The sequence below is a fragment of the Solimonas terrae genome, from assembly GCF_011067135.1.
Classification (GTDB): Bacteria; Pseudomonadota; Gammaproteobacteria; order Nevskiales; family Nevskiaceae; genus Solimonas; species Solimonas terrae.
In genome coordinates this window covers 79654-104153 of sequence record NZ_JAAMOW010000002.1, presented here as the reverse complement: position 1 = coordinate 104153, position 24500 = coordinate 79654, and the positions used below count along the sequence as shown (strand labels likewise).

Sequence of the window (24500 nt, the reverse complement as noted above, 5' to 3'; positions counted from 1 at the left end):
AACCACGTACGCTGCGTCACGCCATGAATATCCGTTCCGACATGATCGACCCCGAACTGCGCTGGCCGGCGCGCCTCATCGGCCTGCTGCTCGGCGCGCCGACACCCGCCAAATTCAGGCGCCTGAACTGGCTCAACCAGCGCCTGCTCGCCGGGCGCAGGCCGAAGGACCTGTGGACGACCGAGGTCCGGATTCCGCGTCGCGACGGTGGTGAGCAACGTCTCGTCGTCTATCGAGCGCGCGAGGCCCGCGCCGGCCGGCCGGCGGTGCTCTGGCTGCACGGCGGCGGTTATGCGATGGGCGTGCCGGAGCAGGATGTGACGACCTACCGGCAGTTGATCGCGGCGGGCGATTGCGTGATCGTCGCGCCCGACTACCGGCTCAGCGTCGAGGCACCGTATCCGGCGGCATTGCACGACTGCCACGACGCGCTGCTGTGGCTGAAAGCGCATGCCGCCGAACTCGGGGTTCGTGACGACCAGATCGCGGTGGCCGGCATGAGCGCCGGCGGCGGACTGACCGCGGCCCTGAGCCTGTACGCGCGCGACCGCGGCGACGTGCAGATCGCCTTCCAGCTGCCGATCTATCCGATGATCGACGATCGCGCGATCACCGAGTCGGCGCGCGCCAACGACGCACCGGTGTGGAACACGGCCGCCAACGACGTGGCCTGGCGGCTCTATCTCGGCGCCCTGCACGGCGGCGACGTGCCGCCGTACGCGGCACCGGCGCGCGCCGACGATCTGCACGGCCTGCCACCGACCTGCACCTTCGTCGGCGATCTCGAGCCGTTCCGCGACGAAACGATCGCCTATGTCGAGCGGCTCAAGGCTGCGGGCGTACCCGTGGCGTTCGAGCTGTACCCGCGCGCCTACCACGGCTTCGATGTGATCGCGCCGAAGGCCGCGATCAGCCGCGCGGCGAACGCGTTCTTCGTCGGCTGGTTCAAACAGGCGCTGCGGCAATATTTCGCGGCGCAGCCGTCCACGACACCCGGCGATGCCCGACGCGCCGCGTCCTGATCGGCTATGGGCGGTCGTCCCCCTGAAGTCGCCGCAGCATGCCAAGACGCGGCTCGCGGATCAGCTCGACGCCGCGCAACGCCGCTGGTTGCTGTTCGAACTGGCGACACGCGTGATCCGCGCACTGCAGGCCACCGACGCAGTCGCGGAGGTCGCGGTGGCGACCGCCAGCACGGAAATCGCCGGATTCGCGCAAAGCCTCGGCGCGCGGCCGATATTGCAGAGCGCTGAAACCGGAACCGCCGCCGCGTTCTCGGCGGTGATCGCGCAACTGCAGGCGGGGCAGCCGCAAGCGCTGCTGATGATCGCCGGCGATCTGCCGCTGGTGACCCCGGCCGCCATCGAGACGCTTTGCGCGGCAGCCGTCGACGCCGACGTCGTCGTCGTTCCGGATCGTCATCGCATCGGCACCAATGCGCTGCTGTGCTCGCCACCGTCGGCCATCACGCCGCTGTTCGGGCCGGACAGCCTGCACCGCCATCTCGCCGCCGCGCGACGCAGGGAGCTGCGGACGCGTGTACTGGAAAGCGATGCCCTGTCGCTCGATCTCGACGAACCGGACGATCTCGACGAGCTGCGCCGCCGAGGCAGCGACCTCGACGATGCCCTGCGTGCCGCGCTGGCCGGCGCACCAGTGCCGTTCCGCGGTGCCGATGAAGCCGGCCGGCGGCGGCGATAGCCTGTATCAACACTGTTGTTCATAATATGGGCGAAAGCACTCGCTCACATAACAAGACAAGGAGACATCCATGGCCGGTTCAGCCGCGGCGGAAAGCGAGCTCAGGCTCGATCTGAGCGACGTCGATCACCGTGTCGGCCAGCTCGTCGGCGGCGGACAGCTCTGGGAGCCTTGCGCCGCGAGCGACATCCGCCGCTGGGTGATGGCGATGGACTACCCGAATCCGATCCACTGGGATCAGCAGTTCGCGCGCGCCTCGGAATTCGGCGGCCTGGTGGCGCCGCAGTCGATGGCGGTGGCGCTGGACTTCGGCCACGGCTGCCAACCGGCCTGCGTCGGCAGGATTCCCGGCTCGCATCTGATCTTCGGCGGCGAGGAATGGTGGTACTACGGTTATCGCGTGCGTCCGGGCGATCAGCTGTTCCAGGAGCGTCGCTTCCATGATTACAAGGTCGCCGACACCAGGTTCGCCGGCCCGACCGTGTTCCAGCGCGGCGATACCCTGCATCGCAATCAGCACGGCACGCCGGTCGCGAAATCGCGTTCGACGACGATCCGCTATCTCGCCGCCGAAGCCGAGAAGCGCAAGATGTACGCGGAAAAGCTGCCGCCGAAACCGAAATGGACGGCGGCGCAGCTCGCCGAAATCGACCAGCTGCGCCACGACTGGATTCTTTCCAATCGCATGGGCGTCTCGCCGGTGTTCGGTTCGGTCAAGGTCGGTGACCGCCTGCCGCGGCGCGTGATCGGCCCGCACTCGATCGCCTCGTTTTCCACCGAATATCGCGCCTTCATCTTCAACGCCTGGGGCAGCTTCGAGTGGGTCGGTGTGCCGGGCGTGAAAGACCCGTGGATCAATCAGGACCCGGGCTGGGTCGAAGGCTTCGGCTTCGACGAGGAAGGCGCCAGGATCGATCCGCGCAAGCGCGACGGCCTGTATCTCGGCCCGTCGCGCGGTCATGTCGACGACGAGAAGGCCGGCGAGATCGGCATGGCGCGCGCCTACGGCTACGGCGCCACGATGCAGGCCTGGGTGGTCGACTACCTTGCCTACTGGGCCGGCAACAAGGGTTTCGTGCGTTACGCCAAATCGGATTTCCGCGGTCCCGCCTTCGAAGGCGATGTAACCTATTTCGACGCCGAGGTCATCGAGACTCAGGCCGAGAGCAGCTGGGGCGTGCCGCTGGTGATCGTCAAGGTCAAGCTCAGGAATCAGGACGGCGGCACGCTGGTCGATGCCGTCGCACATGTCGAACTACCCGTTGGCTGAAACACCATGAACAGCGCTGCAAGCCCGTCATCGCCCTCCGTCATCCGCGGTCTGCCGCTCGCCGAGGAAACCGGCCTCGGCCCGCTGACGCTGCCCGCCTATCTGCGCGACGTCACCACGCGCTACGCGGCGAACGAAGCGCTGGTGATGCACGAGGCGACCGGCACCACGCGCTGGAGCTACGCCGAGCTGTGGGCGCAGGCCGCGGCCGTGGCCAAGGCACTGCATGCCTGCGGCGTCGGCAAGGGCGAGCGCGTCGGCGTGATGATGACCAACCGTCCGGAATGGCTGAGCGCCTGCTTCGGCGCGACCATGGCCGGCGGCATCGCCAGCGGCATCAGCACGTTCTCGACGCCGGCCGAACTCGACTACCTGCTGCGCTCGTCCGGCGTATCGGTGCTGCTGCTCGAGCGCCGCGTGCTGAAGAAGGACTTCGTGCAGATTCTGTTCGAACTCGAACCGGCGATCCGCATCGGCGCCGCCGGCGCCGTGCGCAGCACGAAATATCCGTTCCTCAAGTTCCTCGCCTGTGTCGGTGACGGCGAAGGCGCGGTCGAAGGCTGGTCGCAGTTCCTCGCGCGCGGCGCGCAAGTCGCCGACGAGACCATAGACGCCACGGCGGCGACGGTGACGCCGGCCGATCCGGGCCTGCTGTTCTTCTCGTCCGGTTCGACCAGCAAGCCGAAGGGCATCATGAACGCGCATCGCGGCGTGTGCCTGCAGCTGTGGCGCTGGTTGCGCTTCTACGGAATGCTGCCGGCCGACGGCGACCACACCAGGGCCGCGCAAGGCGTGCGCTGCTGGTCGGCAAACGGCTTCTTCTGGTCCGGCAACTTCGCGCAGGCCTTCGGCGGCGCGCTGTCGAGCGGCGGCAGCCTGGTGCTGCAGGGCACGTTCGTCGCCGACGAGGCGCTGCGCCTGATGGAGCAGGAAAAGGTCACGCTGGCGGTGGCCTGGCCGCACCAGTGGAAGCAGCTCGAAGAAGCACCGAACTTCGCAAGCGTCGACCTTTCGTCGCTGCACTACGTCGACCCGACGACGCCGCTCGGCCGGCATCCGAGCGTGAAAACCGACTGGCAGGAACCGATGGCGGCGTACGGCAACACCGAGACGTTCACGATCTCGTCGATCTTCCCGTCCGGCACGCCACGCGAACGGATCAACAAGAGCCACGGCGAGCCGCAGCCCGGCAACATCTTCAAGATCGTCGATCCGCTGAGCGGCGTCGTGCTGCCGATGGGCGAACGCGGCGAGATCGCCGTCAAGGGTCCGACCCTGATGCTCGGTTATCTGGGCGTGCCGCTCGACGAAACGCTCGACGACGAGGGCTTCTTTCGCACCGGCGACGGCGGCCACGTCGATGCGGACAATCGGCTTTACTGGGAGGGCCGGCTGAACGACATCATCAAGACCGGCGGCGCCAACGTCTCGCCGCTCGAGATTGACGATGTCATCCGCGCGCACCCCGGCGTGAAGATCACGCTGACGGTCGGCGTGCCGCACGACACCCTCGGCGAGATCGTCGTGGCCTGCATTGTGCCGTTCGAACACGCCTCGCTGGACGAGAACGGCATACGCGAGTTCGCCAGGGAAAAACTGGCCAGCTACAAGGTGCCGCGTCGCGTGCTGTTCTTCCGCGACGAGGAGCTGGCGACGACCGGCAGCGCCAAGATCAAGTCCAGCGAGCTGCGCAAGCTCGCCGCGCAACGTCTGGCTGGCGCGGCCAACTGAGCGGACCGGAAGCAGACGCGAACCGCTCATTCCGCCGATGGCACAGAACAGGAAAAACGCGTTGTTGTCTGCAGCATTGGCGAATGACACGGCGAGCGGCTTCGCGGCCCGGCCATGAAGCGCTCAGACATCATGCTGCAATCCTGGCTCGTCGCGCGCCCGTCCGACGCCGACGCCCCTGCGCTGCTCGAACACCACTGGCGCGAGCTGGCACCGCTGGCGTCGGAACTGCGCGTACGCGGCTGGGGCTCGCGCATCAGCTACTCGCGCAAGGTCTTCGTGCCGCTCACGCAGCTGTGCCGCGACGTCTGCCATTACTGCACGTTCGCGAAAGTGCCGCGCCATCTCGAAAAGCCCTACCTCGAACCGGAGGACGTGCTGCGCATCGCGCGTGACGGTGCGGCACTGGGCTGCAAGGAGGTGCTGTTCACGCTCGGCGATCAGCCGGAACGGCGCTATGCACGGGCAAGAGAAGCACTGGCACGACTCGGCTTTTCCACCACGCTCGACTATCTCGAACACGTCGCCGGCCTCGTGCTGCGCGAGACCGGCCTGCTGCCGCATCTGAACCCGGGCCTGATGGACGCCGCGCAACTCGCGCGGCTGCGCCGTGTCGCGCCATCGATGGGCATCATGCTGGAGTCGGCGTCGCAACGCCTCTGCGAGCGCGGCGGCCCGCATTTCGGCTCGCCGGACAAGCTGCCGGCGCACCGGCTGGAAACCCTGCGCCTGGCCGGCGAGGCGCGCGTGCCGATGACCAGCGGCATCCTGATCGGCATCGGCGAGACACGCCGCGAACGCATCGATGCCCTGCTGGCGCTGCGTGAACTAGCGGACCGGCATGGTCACATCCAGGAAATCATCGTCCAGAATTTCCGCGCCAAGCCCGGCACTCGAATGCACGATGCACCCGAGCCGTCGCGCGACGAGCTGTGCTGGACGATCGCTGTCGCACGCCTGATCTTCGGGCCCGGCATGAGCATCCAGGCGCCGCCCAATCTCTATGGCGGCGACCTTACCGAGCTGATCGCGGCCGGCATCAACGACTGGGGCGGCGTCTCGCCGCTGACGCCCGATCATGTCAATCCGGAAGCGCCGTGGCCGCATCTGGACCGGCTCGCGGCGGACACGGCGCGCGCCGACTGTGATCTGGTCGAACGCCTGACGGTCTATCCGCGCTACGTGCAGGCGCGCGATGAATGGCTGGCGGCAGAAACGCAGACCCCGGTGCTGCGCCTCGCCGACGGCGCCGGCCTCGCCCGTGTCGGCCACTGGTCGCCGGGTTCGGCCGTGGCCGCGAGCGCCGACGATCTGCGCGACGTGCCGCTGGTCGTGCATTCCGGAGCCGACTCCCTCTCCCCGCCGAGCGGGGAGAGCGTCAATCTGCCGGGCACGACGCGACGACGATCGGAAATCGGCGCGCTCATCGCGCGTGCAACGAGCGGCATCGAACTCGACGAAAACGGGATTGCCGAGCTGTTCACCGCGCGCGGCGTCGACTTCGTCGCGGTCTGCGCCGCCGCCGACCGGCAGCGCCGGCAGTCGGTCGGCGACACCGTCAGCTACGCGGTCGTGCGCAACATCAATTACACCAATGTCTGTCTGTACAAATGCGGCTTCTGCGCGTTCTCGAAAGGCCGCGCACACGAGGATCTGCGCGGCAAGCCCTACCTGGTCGATCTCGGTGAAATCCGCCGACGCGTGACGGAGACCTGGCAACGCGGCGGCACCGAAGTCTGCATGCAGGGCGGCATCCATCCGTCGTTCACGGGCCAGACCTATCTCGACATCTGCCGCGCCGCCAAGGACGCCGTGCCCGAAATGCACGTGCATGCGTTCTCGCCGCTCGAAGTGACGCACGGCGCGCACACGCTCGGCATTTCCGTCGCCGAATTTCTCGCCGAGCTCAAGCACGCCGGCCTCGGTTCGCTGCCGGGCACGGCCGCGGAAATTCTCGACGACACGATCCGCCGCGAACTCGCGCCCGACAAGCTCGACACGCAGGGCTGGCTGGACGTCATCGCGCAGGCGCATCGCGCCGGGCTGCCGACGACCTCGACGATCATGTTCGGCCACATCGAGAGCTATGTGCACTGGGCACGTCACCTCCTGCACCTGCGTCGCCTGCAGCAGGACAGCGGCGGCCTGACCGAGTTCGTGCCGCTGCCGTTCGTGCACATGGAAGCACCGATGTACCTGCGCGGCCGCGCACGCCGCGGCCCGAGCCTGCGCGAAACCCTGCTGATGCATGCGGTCGCGCGACTGGTACTCGATCCGCTGCTGTGCAACATCCAGGTCTCGTGGGTCAAGCTCGGCGGCGACTGGGCGCAGCGCTGCCTGCAGTCCGGCGCCAACGATCTCGGCGGGACCTTGATGAACGAGTCGATCAGCCGCGCCGCCGGTGCCGCGCACGGTCAGGAGTTCGCGCCGGCGCAGATGCAGCAGCTGGCCGCGGCCATCGGCCGGCCCTCGCGACAGCGCAACACGCTGTACGGCGACGTCAGCGCCGAGCGGATCGAGTGCGCACACCGCGCTGCGCCGCTGAGTGCCAGCTACAACGCACCGATCGCGCGGCGCACGGCGCCGGTGCCGGCGTGAGCGATGCGCCCTCGCCGCCCGGCGCGCTGAGCTTCCTGCCGATCGCCGGCATTCCCGAGGTGCGGCCCGGCGACGATCTCGCGACGCTGTTCGGCGAGGCCATCGCGACACCGCCGAACCCGGCGCTGCACGATGGTGACGTGCTGGTGGTCGCGCAGAAGATCGTCTCCAAGGCCGAGAATCGCTACGTCGAGCTCGACCACATCGTGCCGGGCGATGAGGCGAAAGCGCTGGCACAGCGCTGCGGCAAGGACGCGCGCCTGGTCGAGCTGGTGCTGCGCGAGTCCAGCGAGGTCCTGCGCGCCGCGCCTGGCGTGCTGATCGTGCGCCACCGGCTGGGCTTCGTCGTCGCCAATGCCGCGATCGACCAGTCGAACCTGCCGGAATCGAATGGCGAGCGCGCCTTGCTGCTGCCCGCCGATCCCGACGCTTCGGCCCGGGCACTGCGTGCGCAGCTCGAACGCCGCTACGGCATCCGGCTCGCAGTGCTGATCTCCGACAGCTTCGGACGCGCTTGGCGTCTGGGCGTCTGCGGCAGCTGCGTCGGCTGTGCCGGACTGCAGGCGCTCGTCGATCTGCGCGGCCGCCGCGATCGCAGCGGCCGCGTGCTGCAGGTCACCCAGCTCGCAGTCGCCGACCAGATCTGCGCGAGCGCCACGCTGGTCGGCGGCGAAGCTGCCGAAGGACAGCCGGTGGTGGTCGTGCGTGGCGTGCCGCGCGCCTATCTGGCGGAAGGCTCCGGCGTCCGTGATCTGCTGCGCCCGCGCGAGCAGGATCTGTTCCGCTGATCTCGGTGCGGCGCGCTCACGGTCGCGCGCTTTCCCCATGAACGATGCAGAGCGGCGCTCCCGGCGATCAACGGCCGGTGCGCCCGCATCGGCTTGCGACCGCGCGCGATCCGCCATGTGCAAAAAAAAGCGGCGGAGCAAGGCTCCGCCGCTTTGGTGACACTCGCCGACGATCAGATGTCGCCGAAGCTGTAACGCAGGCGCAGGCCGTACATGCGCGGCTCACCCAGCGTCGCGAACTCCAGACCCGTCTGCAGCGAAGCCAGACCCGGGACAAACTGGTAATACTTTTCGCCGGTCAGATTGGTCGCGAAGACCGACAGATCCAGTGCCGTACCGGCGATCTGATCCCAGCTGATGTTGCCGTTGAGCAGATTGCGGCTGGCCAGAACACCGTAGTTCGTACCGCCGAGCGCCGCCAGGATCGCCGGGTTCTGATAGGTGTAGCTGGTCGTCTGCTGGGCGGTATAGATGTAGTTCAGCCCCAGGGAAACCTGGCCGATCGAACGCTCCAGCGGCAGCACGTAGTTGCCGGCGATGCTGAGCTTGTTCTTCGGCGACAGCACCAGCGGCGAGCCCTTCGCGATCTGCGACACCTGCGCTTCGTAGTTCGGATCGTCGGTCGAGACCGGATCGATCGAACGGATCGAGGTATTGAGATAGGTGTAGCTGAGCTGGAACGTCAGACCCTTGGTCGGCACCAGCGTCGACTCCACCTCGGCGCCGTAGATGCGCGACTTGCCGGCGTTGACGATGCCCGTGGTCGGTGACACCGGCGCGTTGTCACGCGCATTGAAGCCGATCTGCAGCTGCTGGTTGGTGAAGTTGTTGTAGAACGCCGCGACATTGAAAGTACCACGCACGATCTTGTCGAAGCTGGTCTTGAAGCCGATCTCGTAGTTGTCGACTTTTTCCGGGTTGAACGTACGCTTGTCGACGGGGGCATTCGAGAACACACCGCCGGCACGATAGCCGCGTGCATATTTCGCGTAGGTCAGCACGTCCTGAACCGGCGTGTAATCGAAGTCGATCATCCAGGTCGGCTTGCTGGACTTCTCCTCCAGCTTGTTGCGGCAGCCATTCGCCGTCGTTCCCGGATCGGTGCAGATCGTGATCGGATTCGTGCCTTGATCGGCCGAGACCGGGAAGATGGTCGTCCGACGCACTGCGTCATTGGTCTGCTTGTCCCAGGTATAACGCAGGCCACCGGTTGCCTTGAACTGATCGGTGATCGCGTAGGTCGCCTGCGTGTAGACACCCTGGTCACGATACGACGTCTCGCCGACCGTGTAGTTCACGGCGCCGATGTTGGTGTCCGGCGCGTTCGCATCCTGCATGCGCGCAAGCGCCGTGAACGTCGCACCCAGCGGATCCGTGCACTGGAACGTCGCGAGGTCCGTGCAGGACGCAAGCTGCGACGACTGATTGCCGACCTTGCTGAGCGGATCGCTCCATTCGAGGTAGACGCCGGCCTGGTAGGTCAGGCGTGAATCGAACGCCGCGCCCTGCAGCTGCACCTCTTCGGTATAGGTCGACTGATCGGCACTCTTGAGTCCGGGCGGAGCGAAGATGCCGGTGAACAGGGATGGAATGCCGCCGGCGAAGATGCCCTGATACGCAGGCGACAGATCGCTGACCTGCCAGTTGGTTCCGAACAGCGGCGAGCGCTGCAGATCGGTGAATTCGGCATAGCTCGCGATGTTCTTGACCGTCAGATCGTCTCTGGCAATCCAGGTCGTCGTGTTGATCACCTGCCACTGCGTGATGCGCGAGATCGGATCGTCGGCCGCGCCTTCGACGTCATAGAAGCCGGCACCTTGCGCCTTCTCGCGATCGAGTTGCCCGCAGGAAAAGACGCCGAAGAAATTGCCGAGACCGGTACCGACATCCGCCTGCGACTGCGGATCGGCGCCCGCCGGATTGCAAGCGATCAACTTCTGCACGCTGCCGTTGGTGTCGGATTTGCTGTACGACGCGATCGTGTAGTTCTCGACGTTTTCGCTCAGGTCGAGCACGAGGCTGGCGCGCACGGCATCGTAGTTGACATCGTTGAAGGCATCCGGGCCGACGCCGGAAATATTGTTCAGGTAGCCGTCGCGAGCCTGATGATCGAAGGCAAGCCGGAAGCGGGCGCTATTGCTGAGCGGCGCATTGACGACGCCCTGCATGCGGTGCATGTCGTAGTTGCCGATCGAATCTTCGAGATAGCCACCGAATTCCGAGGTCGGCTTCTTCGGCACCAGCAGCACGGCGCCGCCAGTCGTGTTGCGGCCGAACAGCGTACCCTGCGGGCCCTTCAGTACCTGCACGTTCTCCAGATCGAAGAAGCTGCCGGGGCCCACGCCGTCACCGGCGGTCGTGCCCTGCGTCGGGCCGCGCGGCGCGACCACGTCGGCGAAATAGGTGCCGACGGAAGGCGCAGTGCCGGCGTCCTGCACGAAACCACGAATCGCGAAAGTGGTGTTCTCGTTGCCGAAGTTGTTGTTCGACGACAGCGAGGGCGTGAAGTTGGCAAGATCGGTTGCGCTGACGACGTTGCGCTTCGACAGCTGATCCTGGTTGAACACCGTGATGGAGATCGGCACGTCCTGCAGTTTTTCTTCGACACGACGGGCCGTGACGATGACTTCCGGCAGCTCGTCGGAAGCGGCAGCGGCGCTGCCCGTGGCCTCAGTGCCGGTCGCTGCGTCGGCGGTCGCGCTTGCGGCGGGAGCGGTCTGTTCCGCTGCCGGCTGCGACGCCTCGCTGGTCGCAGGTTCCTGGGCACCCGCTGTCGAGCAGGCCAGCAAACCCACGGTCAACGCGCACAGCTTCCCTTTACTGATGCTACTGCCCATACGGTCTCTCCTCACGGTTCTTTATCTTTCGTCCGCGTCGCCGGCCTCGGCGGCGCGTTCGCTGGCGTGTCAGTCGAGTGACACAAATTGCATCTGCCATGGCCTCGACAAACGGGGTGAACGTTACGCCCGCCCGGAGTTACCAGTCAACAGAGTTGTTGATTTGACGGCGAACGGCAGATTCGCGCCGATCAACGGTATTCGGCGGCGGCGTTTGCCTTCGAATGCTGGGGACGCGCCACCTCCGAACTGCATCCAGCGTACGGGATGCTGCAGTGCGACAGCGTCGATTGCGGTCGAAAAATCTGCATCAAAATCCGGCCAACTGTCGAACTCCTGCCATCGCCCGATCGTCTTCCCGTGCGCACACGAAGTCCCGACGCCATCGGCATGGCCCGTTCGGACTCGCGACCGGCATTGCCCGGCATCGGTACGCTCGCTAGCCTCATGAACCCGCTCCGTTCCGGAGCCGGCGAGCGGCATGACAGGAGCATGGTGCAGTGTCCGTCGTTTCCGATCTGATGCAGCGCGCGCGATCGACCGCATCCCTGGACGATTTCGGCGACGATTCGTTCCGGGACGGACTGGAACGACTGGTCGTGTCGGTCGAGCGCGAGGCGCGCCTCAATGAGCGCGGCCGCATCGGCTTCGAAATGCAGATCGTCGACCTGCTCGTCAATCGCCTGCAGGTGGAACACTGGTATCGCCGGCACCCGGAAATCGACGAACAGCAGATCGTCGCACCGCTGATCGGACTCGGCCTGCCGCGCACGGGCTCGACTGCGTTGTCCTGCCTGCTGGCCGAAGATCCGGCCGTACGCTCGATTCGCAACTGGGAGGCGATGAAACCCTGTCCGCCGCCGGAAACCGCGAGCGAGCTGAGCGATCCGCGCATCGCGGTCGCGCATCGCATGGTGCTCAAGCGCCAGGAAATGTTTCCGCGCAAGATGGCCATGCTGCCGTCGTCGGCGACGATGCCGACCGAGTGTCAGACCTACATGGCCTACGACTTCCGCTCGCATCTGTTCCAGGCGCTGTGGCAGGTGCCGAGCTACGCGGACTGGCTCAATCACCATGCCGACCTGGTGTCCACCTATCGGTACGTGAAGCGTGTCCTGAAGCTGCTGCAATGGCGCTGCCCGCCGTATCGCTGGCGGCTCAAGAACCCCAGCCACATCGTCTTCATCGACGCCCTGCAGGAAGTGTTTCCGGATGCCCGCTACTGGATGACCCATCGCGACATCGGCAAGGTGATCCCGTCGGTCGCCGATCTCTACCACGAACTGATCAGAGCCTCGTCCGACGACGTCGACAAGACCTATCTCGGCGCACTGAACAGCGAGTGGTGCGAGCGTGGCATGCGCAAGGTCATCGCGTTCCGCGACGCCGGCCACGAGCACCGCTTCTTCGATGTCCAGTTTGCGGCATTTCAGGAAGACCCCTTCCCGATCCTCGCCCGCCTCTATGATTTTCTCGGCGAGGAGTTCACGCCGCTGGCGCGTTCGCGCATGGCAGCCTGGCGTCGCGACACTCCTCGCGACCGGCACGGCGAACATCATTACGACGCCGCCGATTTCGGCCTCGACGTGACGCGCCTGCGCGAACGCTTCGGCTTCTACAGCGAACGCTTCGCGGTCGCCATCTGAAGCGTTTGCAGCCGCCTTCCCGGAGACCACCATGACCCTGAGCCCGCAGCAGCTGAGTGGCGGCCTCGCGCTGGAAAAGGACCTGGTTCTGCCCGGTCAGCCCGAACATCCGGAGATGCGCGAGAGCGTGTCGGTCTGGCTGTTCGACGAGACCGGCGAGTTCGCCTTTCCGCGCGGCGGCATCGAGGCCGAATCGCAATCCTGGGATCAGCGCCTGCTGCAGGCCAACTTCTCGTTCGCGGACGGTCGCGTGCTGAGCGGCGCCGGTCGCGGCGCCGCACCGTCGGCGCTCGACGAAAACGGCCGCCCCAGCATCATCGGCGCCGGCCCGCTGACGCTGCGCTGCATCGAGCCGTTCCGGCGCTGGAGCATGTGCTTCGACGGTCCGGCGCGGGACGGCCATGTCACCGAGCAGCTCGATGGCCGTTTCAGGACCGGCACGGTGACCACCGCCGTCAGGCTCGAAGTCGAGATGACGATGGCGACACCGGCCTGGGTTCAGGAAACGCCGACCGACACCTCGAAAATGAGCGCGCAGGAAGCCGCCAATGCGCAGGCCATGGGCCTGGGTTATCGCTTCGAACATCACTTCCGCGCACAGGGCACGATCGAGATCGACGGCCGCCGGCGTGCATTCCGCGGTACCGGCACCCGCATCCATCGCCAGAGCGTCCGTCGACTGGACGGCTTCTTCGGGCATTGCTGGCTGTCGGCCCTGTTTCCGGACGGCCGCGCGTTCGGCTGCCTGGCCTATCCGCCGCGCGACGGCGAGAGCGAGTACTCATACAACGATGCTGTTGTCTATCAGCACGGAAAGCTATATCCGGCGCGCATCGTCAAGGCACCGTTCCTGCGCCGTCTGGTTTTTGAAGGCGATGACGTGTCGGTCGAGCTACAATCCGAACTCGGACACACGCACATCAAAGGCGTGACCGCGCTGTCCACCTTCCGCGTCGGCAACCCGGATATCGGCGGGCTCAACCTGCAGCAAGGTGGTGCGCGCTTCACCTGGGATGATCAAAGCGCCTACGGCATGGTGGAGCGCTCCAGCCACGAAAGCCTGACCACCGTCGGCTAAGAATTTTTCGAGGACGAAACATGAAGATTGACGCATCGCTGGCCGCCGTCGTTACCGGCGGCGCTTCGGGTCTGGGCCTGGCCACGGTCAAGGCGCTGCGCGCCGCCGGCGCGAAGGTCGCGATCTTCGATCGCAACCCGGAGAGCGGCGCCAGGGCGGCCGAAGAGACCGGCTCGGTGTTCTGCGAATGCGACGTGCTCAGCGACGAAAGCGTCGATGCGGCCTTCGCCAGGGCGCGTGCCGCCATCGGCCAGGAGCGCGTGCTGGTCTGCTGCGCCGGCGGCGGCAACGCGATCCGCACCGCCTCACGCGACAAGGAGACCGGCGAGATCAGGATATTCCCGTCCGACAAGTTCGAATGGGTGCTCAAGCTCAACACGGTCGGCACTTTCCGCTGCGTGACGCGCTCGGCCGCCGGCATGATGACGCTGGAGCCGGTGGACGGCGAACGCGGCGTGATGGTCAATACGGCTTCGGCCGCCGCGACCGACGGCCAGATGGGCCAGGCCGCCTACTCGGCCGCCAAGGCCGCGATCGTCGGCATGACATTGACGATCGCGCGCGATCTGTCGCGTGAAGGCATTCGCGTCAATACCATCCAGCCGGGCATCTTCCACACGCCGGCGATGGCCGGCGCCACGCCGAAGATGCTGGAAGCACTCGGCGCAATGGTGCCGTTTCCGCCGCGCCTGGGCGATGCATCCGAGTACGCGAGCCTCGCGCTGGAAATGATCCGCAATGGCTATTTCAACGGCGAGACCGTGCGGCTCGACGGTGCAATCCGCATGCAGCCACGGTAAAACGGAGATGGATGCGACTTCATTGCAGGTGGCCGGCTGGAAAGCGCGCGACGCCAAGGGCTTTACCGGCTTCATCGCGCCCCTGTGGATACTCGATGCCAGCGATACCAGCCGCGGCCGTGGCGTCGGTTTCATTGCCGACGAGCGACACGTCAACTATCAGCAGACCGTCCACGGCGGCGCACTGATGACCTTTGCCGACATCGCGCTCGGCTGGATCGCGGCGGAGGCGCTGGGTCACACGCGCTGCGTCACCGCACAGCTGGCGATACAGCTGGTATCCAGCCCCAGGCTCGGCGACTTCATCAGCTGCCAGGCCGAGCTGGTGCGTGCGACCTCGCAGATGATGTTCGTGCGCGGCCTGATCAAGGCGGGCGACAAGACCGTCGCCAGCGCCGACGGTATCTGGAAGGTATTGGCCGCGAAACCCTGAGCCGCGGTCCGGCCATCAATGCGACAGCGCAGAGGCCGGCCGCATGCCCTGCACTCTCTGCTGATACTGTCGCGGCGATTCGCCGCTGGCGCGGCGGAACGCCGCGGCGAAATTGGATGGCGCCGTAAAGCCCATCGTGTAGGCGACCGCCTTGACGCTCTGGCCGGCTGCCAGCAGGCATTTGGACTGCTCGATGCGATGCGTTTCCAGATAATGCCCTATCGAGCAACCGCGGCTGACGCGGAACGCCCGCGTCAGATGCCGTGACGAGACGCAGCAGAGCTCTGCGAGCTCGGCCAGCGACGGCGGCGACGGATCATCGGCAATGCGCTGCTCGATGCGGCGCAGCTGCCAGCCGGCGAGGCCGCCGGCCACCCGACCGGCTTCGACGCCGATCAGGTGCCGCGACAGTTCGATCGCGGCCTGCGCCGCCAGCAACTCCACCATCGTCGCACTGGCGAACCCGGGCGTGCGCAGCTCGTCGGCGATGTCGGACAGCAGTCGGCGAACGCGCTCGCTGGTGATGTCCAGGCCGCCGCGCAGGCGCCGTTCGGTCCAGCGCAGCTCGCCTTCGAACCACTCGTCGACCGCGCACGGATCGAAGCGGCAGATCACCGACACCTGCTGCCGACATTCGCTGCGGGCATGAAACAGCTGATCGGCGGGCAGCAGGAACAGCTCGCCCATCGGCTCAAAGCGTTGCGGCCCCCAGCAATCCGGAAAGCAGCCTTGAGGCTCGCCCGAGCGCGGCAGCAGCGACAGTTCGAGGTGATGGTGATCGGCGGCGCCGCGATGATCGATCGGCGCCTCCCAGCGATTGCGCACCAGCTGCGCGCGGCCGACGCGCATCGCCAGATCGGCGTCGATCTGCGTGATCCGGCCCGATTCGGCGTTCATGCCGCGGCTCCGCCACGGGACGTGCGCATTGCCGCCCGATCGGTGATCGATGCCGATTTCGCCGGCGCGGCGATCGGCGTGGAAGTTTCGACTGCGGTCATTCAGACTCCTCCCGCTGACGGTCTGCGGCCTCGCCGAGCCCGGCATCATTCTTGAACAGCACTGTTGGACGATAGCGCCATTTGCGATTTTCTTGTACCGGAACCCGAAACAATGGCACCTGAACATGGCTGAAGCCGCCGGCAGCGCAGGCGGCATGAAGCGGTATCTGGCGCTGTCCGGCGGTGTCGGCGGCGCCAAATTGGCCGCCGGCCTCGCGCAGGCGCTGCCGCCCGATTCGCTGCTGATCGCCGTCAACGTCGGCGACGACTTCGAGCATCTGGGGCTGACGATCTGTCCCGACCTCGACACGGTGCTGTACACGCTGGCCGGCGTGGTCCATCCACAGCAGGGCTGGGGTCGCGGCGACGAAAGCTTCGGCGTGCTCGACGAACTGCGACGACTGGGCGGTGACGGCTGGTTCACGCTCGGGGATCGCGATATCGCGCTGCACCTGCTGCGCCGCCAGTTGCTGTCGCAAGGTCTGAGTCTCAGCGCGGTGAGTGCGGAGCTGGCACGGCGGCTGGGCGTCGCCGCGAGCGTGTTGCCGATCAGCGATCAACCGGTCCGCACGATCGTGCACACCGATCAGGGCACGCTCGCGTTCCAGGATTACTTCGTGCGCCTGCGCTGCGAGCCGGCGCTGCGCGCGATCGATTTCGAGGGCGCCGGGAAAGCGCGGCTGGCGCCTGCGGTGCGCGCGCTGCTCGCGAGCCCCGAACTTGCCGGCGTGATCGTCTGCCCGTCCAACCCCTATCTGAGTCTGGCGCCGATGCTGGCGATCACCGAGCTGCGCGAATCACTGCGCACGCTCAAGGTGCCGGTCGTCGCGGTGTCGCCGATCGTCGCCGGCGCGGCGATCAAGGGACCGACGGCGAAGATCATGCGTGAGCTCGGCGTGCACCCGCAGGCGAGTGTCATCGCGGATCTCTACGCGGATTTCGTCGATGTCGTGATCGTCGACGAGGCCGATGCCGCGCTCGCGGCCGGCAATCCACGCTTCGCCGTGGCGCCGACCGTGATGAAGACCGTGGCGCAAAAGCTCGCGCTGGCGAACCACTGCATCGAACTGATCGGGAAACTGCACCGCTGAGCCGGCGCCGCGCGGCGCCCGCAAAACTCAGCCGCCGCCCTTGCCCTTGCTGCCGATGCCCTTCACGTAACGCTCGATGCCGGCCAGATAGTCCGGGTTGAGCATCAACACGCTGTTGGCCATGCGCTCGACCTGGCGCGCCTGCGCGAGGCCGACGTCGTGCGCAAGCTCGATCGCGATCTTCGCGGTGCCCATCTGCTCGCCGTTCTGCCCGGCAAGATGCCGGCAGAATTTCATCACGTCGTCGGCAAAGCTTTCGTCCGGAAATACCTCGTGGACCAGGCCCATGATCAAGGCCCTGTCGGCACTGGCCGGCAGGTTCGCCATGATCAGGTAACGCGTCCAGTGCGTGCCGACGATGCGCGCAAGGCGGCTGACGCCATTGGACGCCGGCAGCACGCCGAACTTGCCCTCCGGAAACGAGTACGCCGCGCTCTTCGCCGCCAGGCGGAAATCGCAGGACAGCGACATCTCCAGACCACCACCGACGCACATGGCGTGATGCGCAACGACGATCGGCTTTTCGATGTGCTCCATTTCGTCATAGATGCGGTGCATGCCGTGCAGCCCGCGTCTGTGCTTTTCGCGAATCGCCACGCCGGTGCGCGCCGGCCCGCCCTGATCCGGGCCACGCATGTCGGCGCCCGAACAGAAGTAGCGCCCGGTCGAGCGGATCAGCATCACTTTCAGCGAGGGCGTGTCGCGGAAGTGATGCAACGCCGTTTCGAACAGCGCCATCATCGAACCGGTGATCGCATTCAGCTTGTCGGGACGATTGAGCGTCACGATCAGGATCGCGCCGTCTTCCTCGGTCAGCAGATGCGGGGCTTCTTCGCTCATTCTGGTCTCCTCGTCATTCGTTTCAGGCATCGACTGCTGCACTTCGGCTGCCGCTGGCGTGTCGCCATCGCATCCGGGAAGCAGCTTGCAGCGCGCTTTCCAGGCCACGGCACCGCGCGATCCGGGGCGAGCCGGCGGCGGCGGAACCTGCGCAGGCCGACGACGCAGCGCCGGGGCGTTCGCGCCCGCCCTTTACTTTAAACGAATTGCCGAACGCCGCCGTGTTGTTCATCAACAGCGGTGTGCAAAAGCGATAGAGGAAAAGGAGCGGCGAGCGGTGCCGGCAAGACCGCCACATCGCTTCGGGTTGCGGAGCGCCGCGCCACGCAAAAGCGCCCTGCCGGCGAGGGTCAGGGCGCTCGTGTTCCGCTACCGGGCGCAGGCTATTTCGCGCCGCGGCCTTTTCTTGCGGCCGGCTTCTTCGCGACCTTCTTCGTCGCCTTCTTCGCCGCCGTCCTGGCCGGCTTGCCCGGCGCGCCCTTGACCAGTCGCGCCGCCAGTTCCGGATACTTCTCCGGCCGCATCGTGCCATACATGCTGAGGCGCACGATCTCGTTGGTGAAGCGCTCCGCCATCTGCTCGCGCTCCTTGGCGGTGCGCGTATGGGCACGCGCCCAGACCGGCCACAGGAAGGTGCCGATGATCATCAGCACGGTATGCACGTCGACATCGATGCCCGGTTGCGCCGAGTCGGTCTGGACGAACCCTTCGAACAGATGCCGATAAAGTTTCCAGAACGGATCGTTGGCCGGTTGCGGCGAACTCAGCACCTGGAACATCCAGGCGCGGCCGAGCTCGGGATTCGCCATCGCGAACTGCGTCATGTGCTCGATGACGCCGCCGCGCGGGTCCGCCAGCTTGGCCTGCTCCTCCGGCGTCAGCTTGCCGTCCGCATTCTTGCCGGCGGCGGTCTTGCCGAACACCGACTGGCACAACTGCTCGCTGACCCAGACCGTCGTCGCCTCGACCAGCTGTTCGCGGGTCTGGAAGTGCTGGTACGCGGTGCCGCGATTGACCTTGGCCAGCTGTGCGACCTGCGAAACACTGAGGCCTTCCGGGCCGTCCTTGGCCAGCAGGGTTCCGGCCGCCTCGAGTATGGCCAGCCGCGTGCCGTCGGGATCACGCCGACGCCGCGGCCTGCCGCCAGTGTTCTTCTTCAATGCCAACCCCCGCTTGCGTACGAATTTTCGCGATGCTAGCCGATATTCCCGAAACTGACATCCGCCGTTCATGTCGGGTTGCGTGGCTGCACGGCCCATGCCGCCCGCGCAGGGAAAGCCGGACCTCCTGACGCGACACGACCCCGCCCTTGCCTGCGGACGCAAGCACCAACGGCGGAACCCCGGAACTCCATGTATTCACGCACAACTTCCGGACCGTGACTCAACATCGATGTTGATTATCAGGACCGGTCGATTACGTTATCATCGACGGACTCACGCCACCCGCACATACAGCGCCGATAGGAAAAGCATGTTCAAAGCCCTGCTCATCACCAAGAACGAGACCGCGCAGTCGGTCGCCGTCACCGACATCGACGAGTCGCAGCTGCCCGAAGCGGCGGTCACGGTGAAAATCGAGTATTCGACGATCAACTACAAGGATGGCCTCGCCGTCACCGGCAAATCGCCGGTCGTGCGCAAGTTCCCGATGGTGCCGGGCATCGACTTCGCCGGCGTCGTCGAATCCAGCGACAGCGATCTGTGGAAGGCCGGCGACCGCGTCGTCCTCAACGGCTGGGGCGTCGGCGAAGGCCACTGGGGCGGTCTGGGCCAGAAGGCCCGCGTCAAGGCCGAATGGCTGATCAGGCTGCCGGACGCATTCACCGCCAGGCAGGCCATGGCGATCGGCACTGCCGGCTACACCGCCGCGCTGTGCGTCGAAGCGCTCGAAAGGAATGGCGTGAAGCCGGAAGCCGGCGAGATTCTGGTCACGGGCGCGACCGGCGGCGTCGGCAGCGTGGCGATCGCCCTGTTGTCCAGGCTCGGCTACAAGGTCGTGGCGTCGTCCGGCAAGGCCGGCGAGGCCGAGTATCTGAACTCGCTCGGCGCCAGCCAGATCATCGATCGCAACGAGCTGTCGAACCCCGGCAAGCCGCTGCAGAAGGAACGCTGGGCCGCGGTCGTCGACTGCGTCGGCAGCCACACGCTCGCCAACGCCTGCGCGCAGACGCGGTACGGCGGCCATGTTGCCGCCTGCGGTCTCGCCCAGGGCATGGACTTCCCGGCCTCGGTGGCGCCGTTCATCCTGCGCGGCGTGTCGCTGCTCGGCATCGACAGCGTGATGGCGCCGCTGGCGGTGCGCGAAGCGGCGTGGAAGCGCCTCGCCCGCGACCTCGATGCATCCAAGCTGGAAGCGATCAGCAAGGTCGTCAGCCTCGGCGAAGCCGCCGCTGCCGGCGCCGACATCGTGTCCGGCAAGATCCGTGGCCGCGTCGTGGTCGATGTGAACGCCTGATCGGCGCATCGGCGAACCGATGATGACGGCGGGGCCGCCTGGCGGCTCCGCCTTTTTTCGTTGCGAAGCGCCACGGCTCCGTGCTCGCCGCTCAGGCGGCTATCGCGCGGCGGCAGAATTCCCAGATGTCGGCCGCGAGTTGCGCGCGGTGCGCCTGATCGGACTGGCCACTCTCCTGCGCGAGCAGCTCGGTGTGCACGGTCGTCGACACCAGGTTGTAGACCAGTGCCGCGAGTCGCTGCGGCTCGGCCTGCCGTACCACGCCCGCCTGCATGCCGGCCGACAGCTGCTGCACCAGCAACTCGAGCAAGGGGCCGATTGCATGCTGCAGATCGTCCGGGCGCGCTTCCGCCAGCCGCAAATGCTCGCGGCTCATGGCCGCACCGCGACGACCACCCGCACCCGCCGCCAGCGTGCCGTTGCCAAGCACGATCGAGGTGACGATGCGGTGCAGACGCTCCATCGGATCGTCGAGGTGCTCCACCTGTTCGGCGAAATGCCGGCTCGCCATGCTCAGGGTCTGCTCGAAAACCGCCAGCAGCAGATCGTCCTTGCCGGCGAAACGTTCGTAGAACGCGCGCCGCGCCAGTCCGGTCCGGTTCAGCACCGCGCGAATGGTCAGCCCTTCCAGGCCTGCGGATTCCAGCAGCTCATAGGCGGCGTCGACGATCCGGCGGCTGCGTTCGAGTATCTGGTCACGGCCCAGCTCGACGACCCGGTTCGCGGAGCGCGCTTCCCAGCATGACGGATGCCCGACCGTGCCCGCAGCGGGCGTGTCCGGGACAGAACGGCGAGCGGATCGCATCGGTTTCTCATGATCCGGGAACATTGTTTCCCATTACCGCAACTTGCAGCAGCGCTGTCAACCAGAACGATCTCATAAGTAGTTATTTTCAATTGACATATCAGCTGCCATCTTCCTAGTATCATGGCGAGAACATGGTTCTCAACTTGATCCAGCAGACGAGGAAGATGGCAATGGCGGCGGTCACCTATATCGAGCACAACGGCAAACAGCATCAGGTCGAGGTGAACGACGGCATCTCGCTGATGGACGGGGCGATCAGCAACATGGTGCGCGGCATCATCGGCGAGTGCGGCGGCGGTCTCGCCTGCGCGACCTGTCATTGCTATGTGGACGACGCCTGGATCGAACGCCTGACGCCGCCGTCCGACACCGAGAAGGAGATGCTGGAAAGCGTCGCCGCCGAACGCCGCCCGGGCAGCCGGCTGAGCTGCCAGATCCCGGTCGAACCGGGACTGGACGGTCTTGTCGTGCGCCTGCCGGCGACCCAGTTCTGATACGCGCACGGCGACTTCATCCGCCGTTCCGGAGGGCATCGACGTGAGCGTGACACCGCCACCGATCAAGACCGAAATTCCGGCGCATGTTCCGCCGGAACTCGTGCGCGCCATCGGCCTGACCGAGGGCCCGGAGTTTCTCGCCGCGCCACACGCGTTCATGGCGTCACTGCAGCACACACAGCCGCCGGTGTTCTTCAATACCAGCGACAACATCGGCAACGCCTGGATGCTGACCGGCTACGACGACGCCTACTTCGTGCTGCGCCACCCCGAAATCTTCACGACACGCGGCTCGGTCGGCTTTCCGCGCAGCCCCGATGACTGGTTCGATTTCATCCCGCTGGAAATCGACCCGCCGCAGCATCGCAGATATCGCGGCATCGTCGATCCGCTGTTCTCACCGAAGGCGATCGCAAAACTCGAAGCGTCGATTCGCGCGCTCGCCAACGAACTGATCGATGCCTTCATCGACCGGCGCGAATGCGAGTTCACCCGCGATTTCGGACGGCCGTTGCCGGTGTCCGTGTTTCTGGGCCTGATGGGCCTGCCGCAGGACATGCGCGACACTTTCGTCGACTGGGCCGTCGGCCTCCTGCATTCGCAGAGCCGCGAGGTCGCCGGCAATTCGATGCGCTCGATCGCGGCCTATCTGAAAGACGTCATCGCCGACAAGACGCGCCATCCGGACGATGGCGTGATCAGCACCATCGTGCACACCCGACCGGACGGCGAGCCGCTGAGCGACAAGGAAGTCTTCGGCTTCGTGTTCTTCCTGTTCATCGGCGGTCTCGACACGGTGTTCGCGACCCTCAACAACGTGTTTCTGTGGCTGGCCGAGAATCCGCGGCGGCGGCAGGAAATCATCGATCGCCCGGACCATCTCGCGGCGGCGACTGAAGAACTGCTGCGCGTGTTCTCGGTGACCTTTGCCGGCCGCCTGCTGACGCAGGACCACGAGCTGCACGGCGTGCAGATGAAGAAGGGCGACAAGCTGACGTGCATCCTGCCGGCCGCCAACTACGACCCTGCCGCATTCGAGCATCCGCAGACGATCGACTTCGATCGTCCGCGCAAGCCGATGCTGGCGTTCGCCGGCGGCGTGCACAGCTGCATGGGCGCGCACCTCGCGAGACTCGAGATGCGCGTCTGCATCGGCGAATTCCTGCGCCGCATCCCCGATTTCCGGTTGCAGGATGGCTGCCGCATCGAGTACTACCCGGGTGGCGTGGTCGGCCCCAAGGCCCTGCCGCTGTGCTGGTGAGCGCGCGGCGCTTCAGACGCCCAGGCAGACGTACTTGAGCTCGACGTAGTCGTCGATGCCGTAGCGTGATCCTTCGCGTCCGAGGCCGGACAGTTTCACGCCGCCGAACGGCGCCAGCTCGGTCGAGATCAGGCCGGTGTTGACGCCGACGATACCCGCTTCGATGCCTTCGGCAACCCGCCAGACGCGGCCCAGATCGCGCGCGTAGAAATACGACGCGAGCCCGAACGGCGTGTCGTTGGCCATCGCGATCACTTCATCTTCGCTGTCGAAGCGAAACACCGGCGCGACCGGGCCGAAGGTTTCTTCGCGCGCGATCGCCATGGACTGCGTGACGCCTGCCAGCACGGTCGGCGTGAAGAAGCGGCCGCCCAGGGCGTGAGCCTGACCGCCGGTGACCACGCGCGCACCCTGCGACAGCGCATCGGCGATGTGTTCGCGAACCTTGGCAACGGCCTTTTCGTCGATCAGCGGCCCGATTTCGGAACCCGCTTCAGTGCCCGCTGCAACGTGCAGCTTCGCGGTCGCGGCCGCCAGCCTTTCGACAAAGGCGTCATGAATGCCGGCCTGCGCATAGATGCGGTTCGCACATACGCAGGTCTGGCCGGCGTTGCGGAACTTGGACTGGATGGCGCCGACCACGGCGGCGTCGAGATCGGCGTCGTCGAAGACGATGAACGGCGCATTGCCGCCGAGTTCGAGACTGAGTTTCTTGATCGACGGAGCGCACTGCGCGTAGAGCCGCGCGCCCACCTCGGTCGAACCGGTGAACGACAGCTTGCGCACGGTCTCGCTGGAGGTCAGCACGTCGCCGATCTCGGCGGCGCTGCCGGTGACGACATTGAGCAGACCGTCCGGCAAGCCGGCTTCCTGCGCCAGCACGCCGAGCGCGAGCGCCGAGAACGGTGTCTGCGACGCCGGCTTGAGCACCACGCCGCAACCGGCGGCCAGCGCCGGGCCGATCTTGCGCGTGATCATCGCCGCCGGAAAATTCCACGGCGTGATCGCGGCGACCACGCCGATCGGCTGCTTGAGCACGACGATGCGCTTGTCGGCCGCGTGGCTCGGCAGCACGTCGCCATAGACGCGCTTCGCCTCCTCGGCGAACCACTCGATGAAGCCGGCGGCATAGACGATCTCGCTGCGCGCTTCGGCCAGCGGTTTGCCTTGCTCGCGCGTCAGCAGCGCGGCCAGCGCCTCCTGATTGGCGATGATCAGCTCGTAGTAGCGCCGCAGGACCTGCGCGCGTTCCTTGGCGGTGCGCTTCGCCCACGGCACCATGGCGCGCGCCGCCGCCTCGATCGCCTGCGCGGTCTGCGCGCCAGTGCAACGCGGCACGCGGCCGATGGGCTCGCCGCTCGCCGGATTGTCGACCGTGATCCACTGTTCGCCGGTCACCCAGCGGCCGTCGATCAGGCAGGCCTCGCGCATCAAATCGCTCATTCGTGAATCTCCTCGCTCGAACCGCTTTGCCGTCGGTCCATGCAAACATTGTTGACTGTCATCGCAGCTGAATGCGGCCGACCGGATCGTCACGCTAGGCGACGCATCGCGCGAATTCAAGGCATTGCCGCACGTCTGGCGGGCATCCTAGAGGCGGCGGTCATGTTAATCAACGCTGACGATTACTGGCGCGGATTGGCCGGCGATGGCACGCGACTATAAT

20 protein-coding genes are annotated in these 24500 nt (G+C 66.3%); 14 read left to right on the top strand and 6 right to left on the bottom strand.

Annotation, left to right across the window (positions count from 1 at the left end; translation table 11 throughout):
- Positions 1-23 precede the first annotated feature (23 nt).
- The 6 genes from G7Y85_RS04070 to cofE all read left to right on the top strand — a co-directional run bounded on the left by G7Y85_RS04070 (position 24) and on the right by cofE (position 8088).
- Positions 24-1022, top strand: coding sequence for an alpha/beta hydrolase (locus G7Y85_RS04070; protein ID WP_166252191.1), 999 nt, complete (start codon positions 24-26; stop codon positions 1020-1022).
- Positions 1000-1701: a 2-phospho-L-lactate guanylyltransferase gene (gene cofC / locus G7Y85_RS04065; protein WP_166252188.1), complete on the top strand. Its 702-nt coding sequence runs from the start codon at positions 1000-1002 to the stop codon at positions 1699-1701. The genes G7Y85_RS04070 and cofC overlap by 23 nt, the downstream gene beginning before the upstream one ends.
- Before the next feature lie 70 nt (positions 1702-1771).
- Entirely contained in the window at positions 1772-2971 is a 1200-nt protein-coding gene (locus G7Y85_RS04060) for a MaoC family dehydratase (RefSeq protein ID WP_166252185.1), read from the top strand.
- A 6-nt stretch (positions 2972-2977) separates the two neighbouring features.
- Positions 2978-4702, top strand: a complete 1725-nt coding sequence (locus tag G7Y85_RS04055) for a class I adenylate-forming enzyme family protein (protein WP_166252182.1) — start codon at positions 2978-2980, stop codon at positions 4700-4702.
- A 114-nt stretch (positions 4703-4816) separates the two neighbouring features.
- On the top strand, positions 4817-7300 hold the full coding sequence (locus G7Y85_RS04050) for a bifunctional FO biosynthesis protein CofGH (protein WP_166252179.1): 2484 nt from the start codon (positions 4817-4819) through the stop codon (positions 7298-7300).
- On the top strand, positions 7297-8088 hold the full coding sequence (gene cofE, locus G7Y85_RS04045) for a coenzyme F420-0:L-glutamate ligase (protein ID WP_166252176.1): 792 nt from the start codon (positions 7297-7299) through the stop codon (positions 8086-8088). The genes G7Y85_RS04050 and cofE overlap by 4 nt, the downstream gene beginning before the upstream one ends.
- 173 nt (positions 8089-8261) lie before the next feature.
- On the opposite strand, the gene G7Y85_RS04040 is transcribed toward cofE, so the two are convergent.
- A complete protein-coding gene (locus G7Y85_RS04040) occupies positions 8262-10925 on the bottom strand; it encodes a TonB-dependent receptor (protein WP_166252173.1) in 2664 nt (887 codons plus the stop codon).
- A 500-nt stretch (positions 10926-11425) separates the two neighbouring features.
- Here G7Y85_RS04040 and G7Y85_RS04035 point away from each other — a divergent pair, with 500 nt between their 5' ends.
- From G7Y85_RS04035 to G7Y85_RS04020, 4 genes are read left to right on the top strand one after another with little or no spacing between them, the layout of a single operon-like run.
- Positions 11426-12571, top strand: coding sequence for a sulfotransferase family protein (locus tag G7Y85_RS04035; RefSeq protein ID WP_206675490.1), 1146 nt, complete (start codon positions 11426-11428; stop codon positions 12569-12571).
- A gap of 31 nt (positions 12572-12602) precedes the next feature.
- On the top strand, positions 12603-13649 hold the full coding sequence (locus G7Y85_RS04030; protein WP_166252170.1) for a DUF7064 domain-containing protein: 1047 nt from the start codon (positions 12603-12605) through the stop codon (positions 13647-13649).
- Between the two features lie 20 nt (positions 13650-13669).
- Positions 13670-14449 (top strand): SDR family NAD(P)-dependent oxidoreductase, encoded by a 780-nt coding sequence (locus G7Y85_RS04025; RefSeq protein WP_166252167.1) that lies wholly within the window; start codon positions 13670-13672, stop codon positions 14447-14449.
- A gap of 7 nt (positions 14450-14456) precedes the next feature.
- Positions 14457-14882 (top strand): PaaI family thioesterase, encoded by a 426-nt coding sequence (locus tag G7Y85_RS04020; RefSeq protein WP_166252164.1) that lies wholly within the window; start codon positions 14457-14459, stop codon positions 14880-14882.
- A 15-nt stretch (positions 14883-14897) separates the two neighbouring features.
- Here the strand turns inward: G7Y85_RS04020 and G7Y85_RS04015 are convergent, their stop codons facing one another.
- A complete protein-coding gene (locus G7Y85_RS04015) occupies positions 14898-15779 on the bottom strand; it encodes a helix-turn-helix transcriptional regulator (RefSeq protein ID WP_166252159.1) in 882 nt (293 codons plus the stop codon).
- A gap of 226 nt (positions 15780-16005) precedes the next feature.
- Between G7Y85_RS04015 and cofD the strand changes: the two genes are divergently transcribed.
- The gene (gene cofD, locus G7Y85_RS04010) at positions 16006-16971 is read left to right on the top strand and encodes a 2-phospho-L-lactate transferase (protein ID WP_206675489.1); all 966 of its coding nucleotides are present in this window, start codon (positions 16006-16008) and stop codon (positions 16969-16971) included.
- A 27-nt stretch (positions 16972-16998) separates the two neighbouring features.
- On the opposite strand, the gene G7Y85_RS04005 is transcribed toward cofD, so the two are convergent.
- Together G7Y85_RS04005 and G7Y85_RS04000 are read right to left on the bottom strand one after the other, a co-directional pair.
- Complete coding sequence (locus G7Y85_RS04005; protein ID WP_166252156.1) at positions 16999-17811, bottom strand: enoyl-CoA hydratase/isomerase family protein; 813 nt, start codon at positions 17809-17811, stop codon at positions 16999-17001.
- A 383-nt stretch (positions 17812-18194) separates the two neighbouring features.
- Positions 18195-18971 (bottom strand): TetR/AcrR family transcriptional regulator, encoded by a 777-nt coding sequence (locus G7Y85_RS04000; RefSeq protein ID WP_206675488.1) that lies wholly within the window; start codon positions 18969-18971, stop codon positions 18195-18197.
- Positions 18972-19284: 313 nt separating this feature from the next.
- Here G7Y85_RS04000 and acuI point away from each other — a divergent pair, with 313 nt between their 5' ends.
- Complete coding sequence (gene acuI, locus G7Y85_RS03995) at positions 19285-20268, top strand: acrylyl-CoA reductase (NADPH) (RefSeq protein ID WP_166252150.1); 984 nt, start codon at positions 19285-19287, stop codon at positions 20266-20268.
- Between the two features lie 91 nt (positions 20269-20359).
- Here the strand turns inward: acuI and G7Y85_RS03990 are convergent, their stop codons facing one another.
- Positions 20360-21073 (bottom strand): TetR/AcrR family transcriptional regulator, encoded by a 714-nt coding sequence (locus G7Y85_RS03990; protein ID WP_166252147.1) that lies wholly within the window; start codon positions 21071-21073, stop codon positions 20360-20362.
- 173 nt (positions 21074-21246) lie between these two features.
- Here G7Y85_RS03990 and G7Y85_RS03985 point away from each other — a divergent pair, with 173 nt between their 5' ends.
- Both G7Y85_RS03985 and G7Y85_RS20590 read left to right on the top strand, forming a co-directional pair.
- Positions 21247-21570, top strand: coding sequence for a 2Fe-2S iron-sulfur cluster-binding protein (locus G7Y85_RS03985; protein ID WP_166253299.1), 324 nt, complete (start codon positions 21247-21249; stop codon positions 21568-21570).
- Between the two features lie 43 nt (positions 21571-21613).
- Positions 21614-22834: a cytochrome P450 gene (locus G7Y85_RS20590; RefSeq protein ID WP_206675487.1), complete on the top strand. Its 1221-nt coding sequence runs from the start codon at positions 21614-21616 to the stop codon at positions 22832-22834.
- 12 nt (positions 22835-22846) lie between these two features.
- Here G7Y85_RS20590 and G7Y85_RS03975 read toward each other — a convergent pair whose 3' ends face one another.
- Positions 22847-24277 (bottom strand): NAD-dependent succinate-semialdehyde dehydrogenase, encoded by a 1431-nt coding sequence (locus G7Y85_RS03975; RefSeq protein WP_166252144.1) that lies wholly within the window; start codon positions 24275-24277, stop codon positions 22847-22849.
- Positions 24278-24500 lie beyond the last annotated feature (223 nt).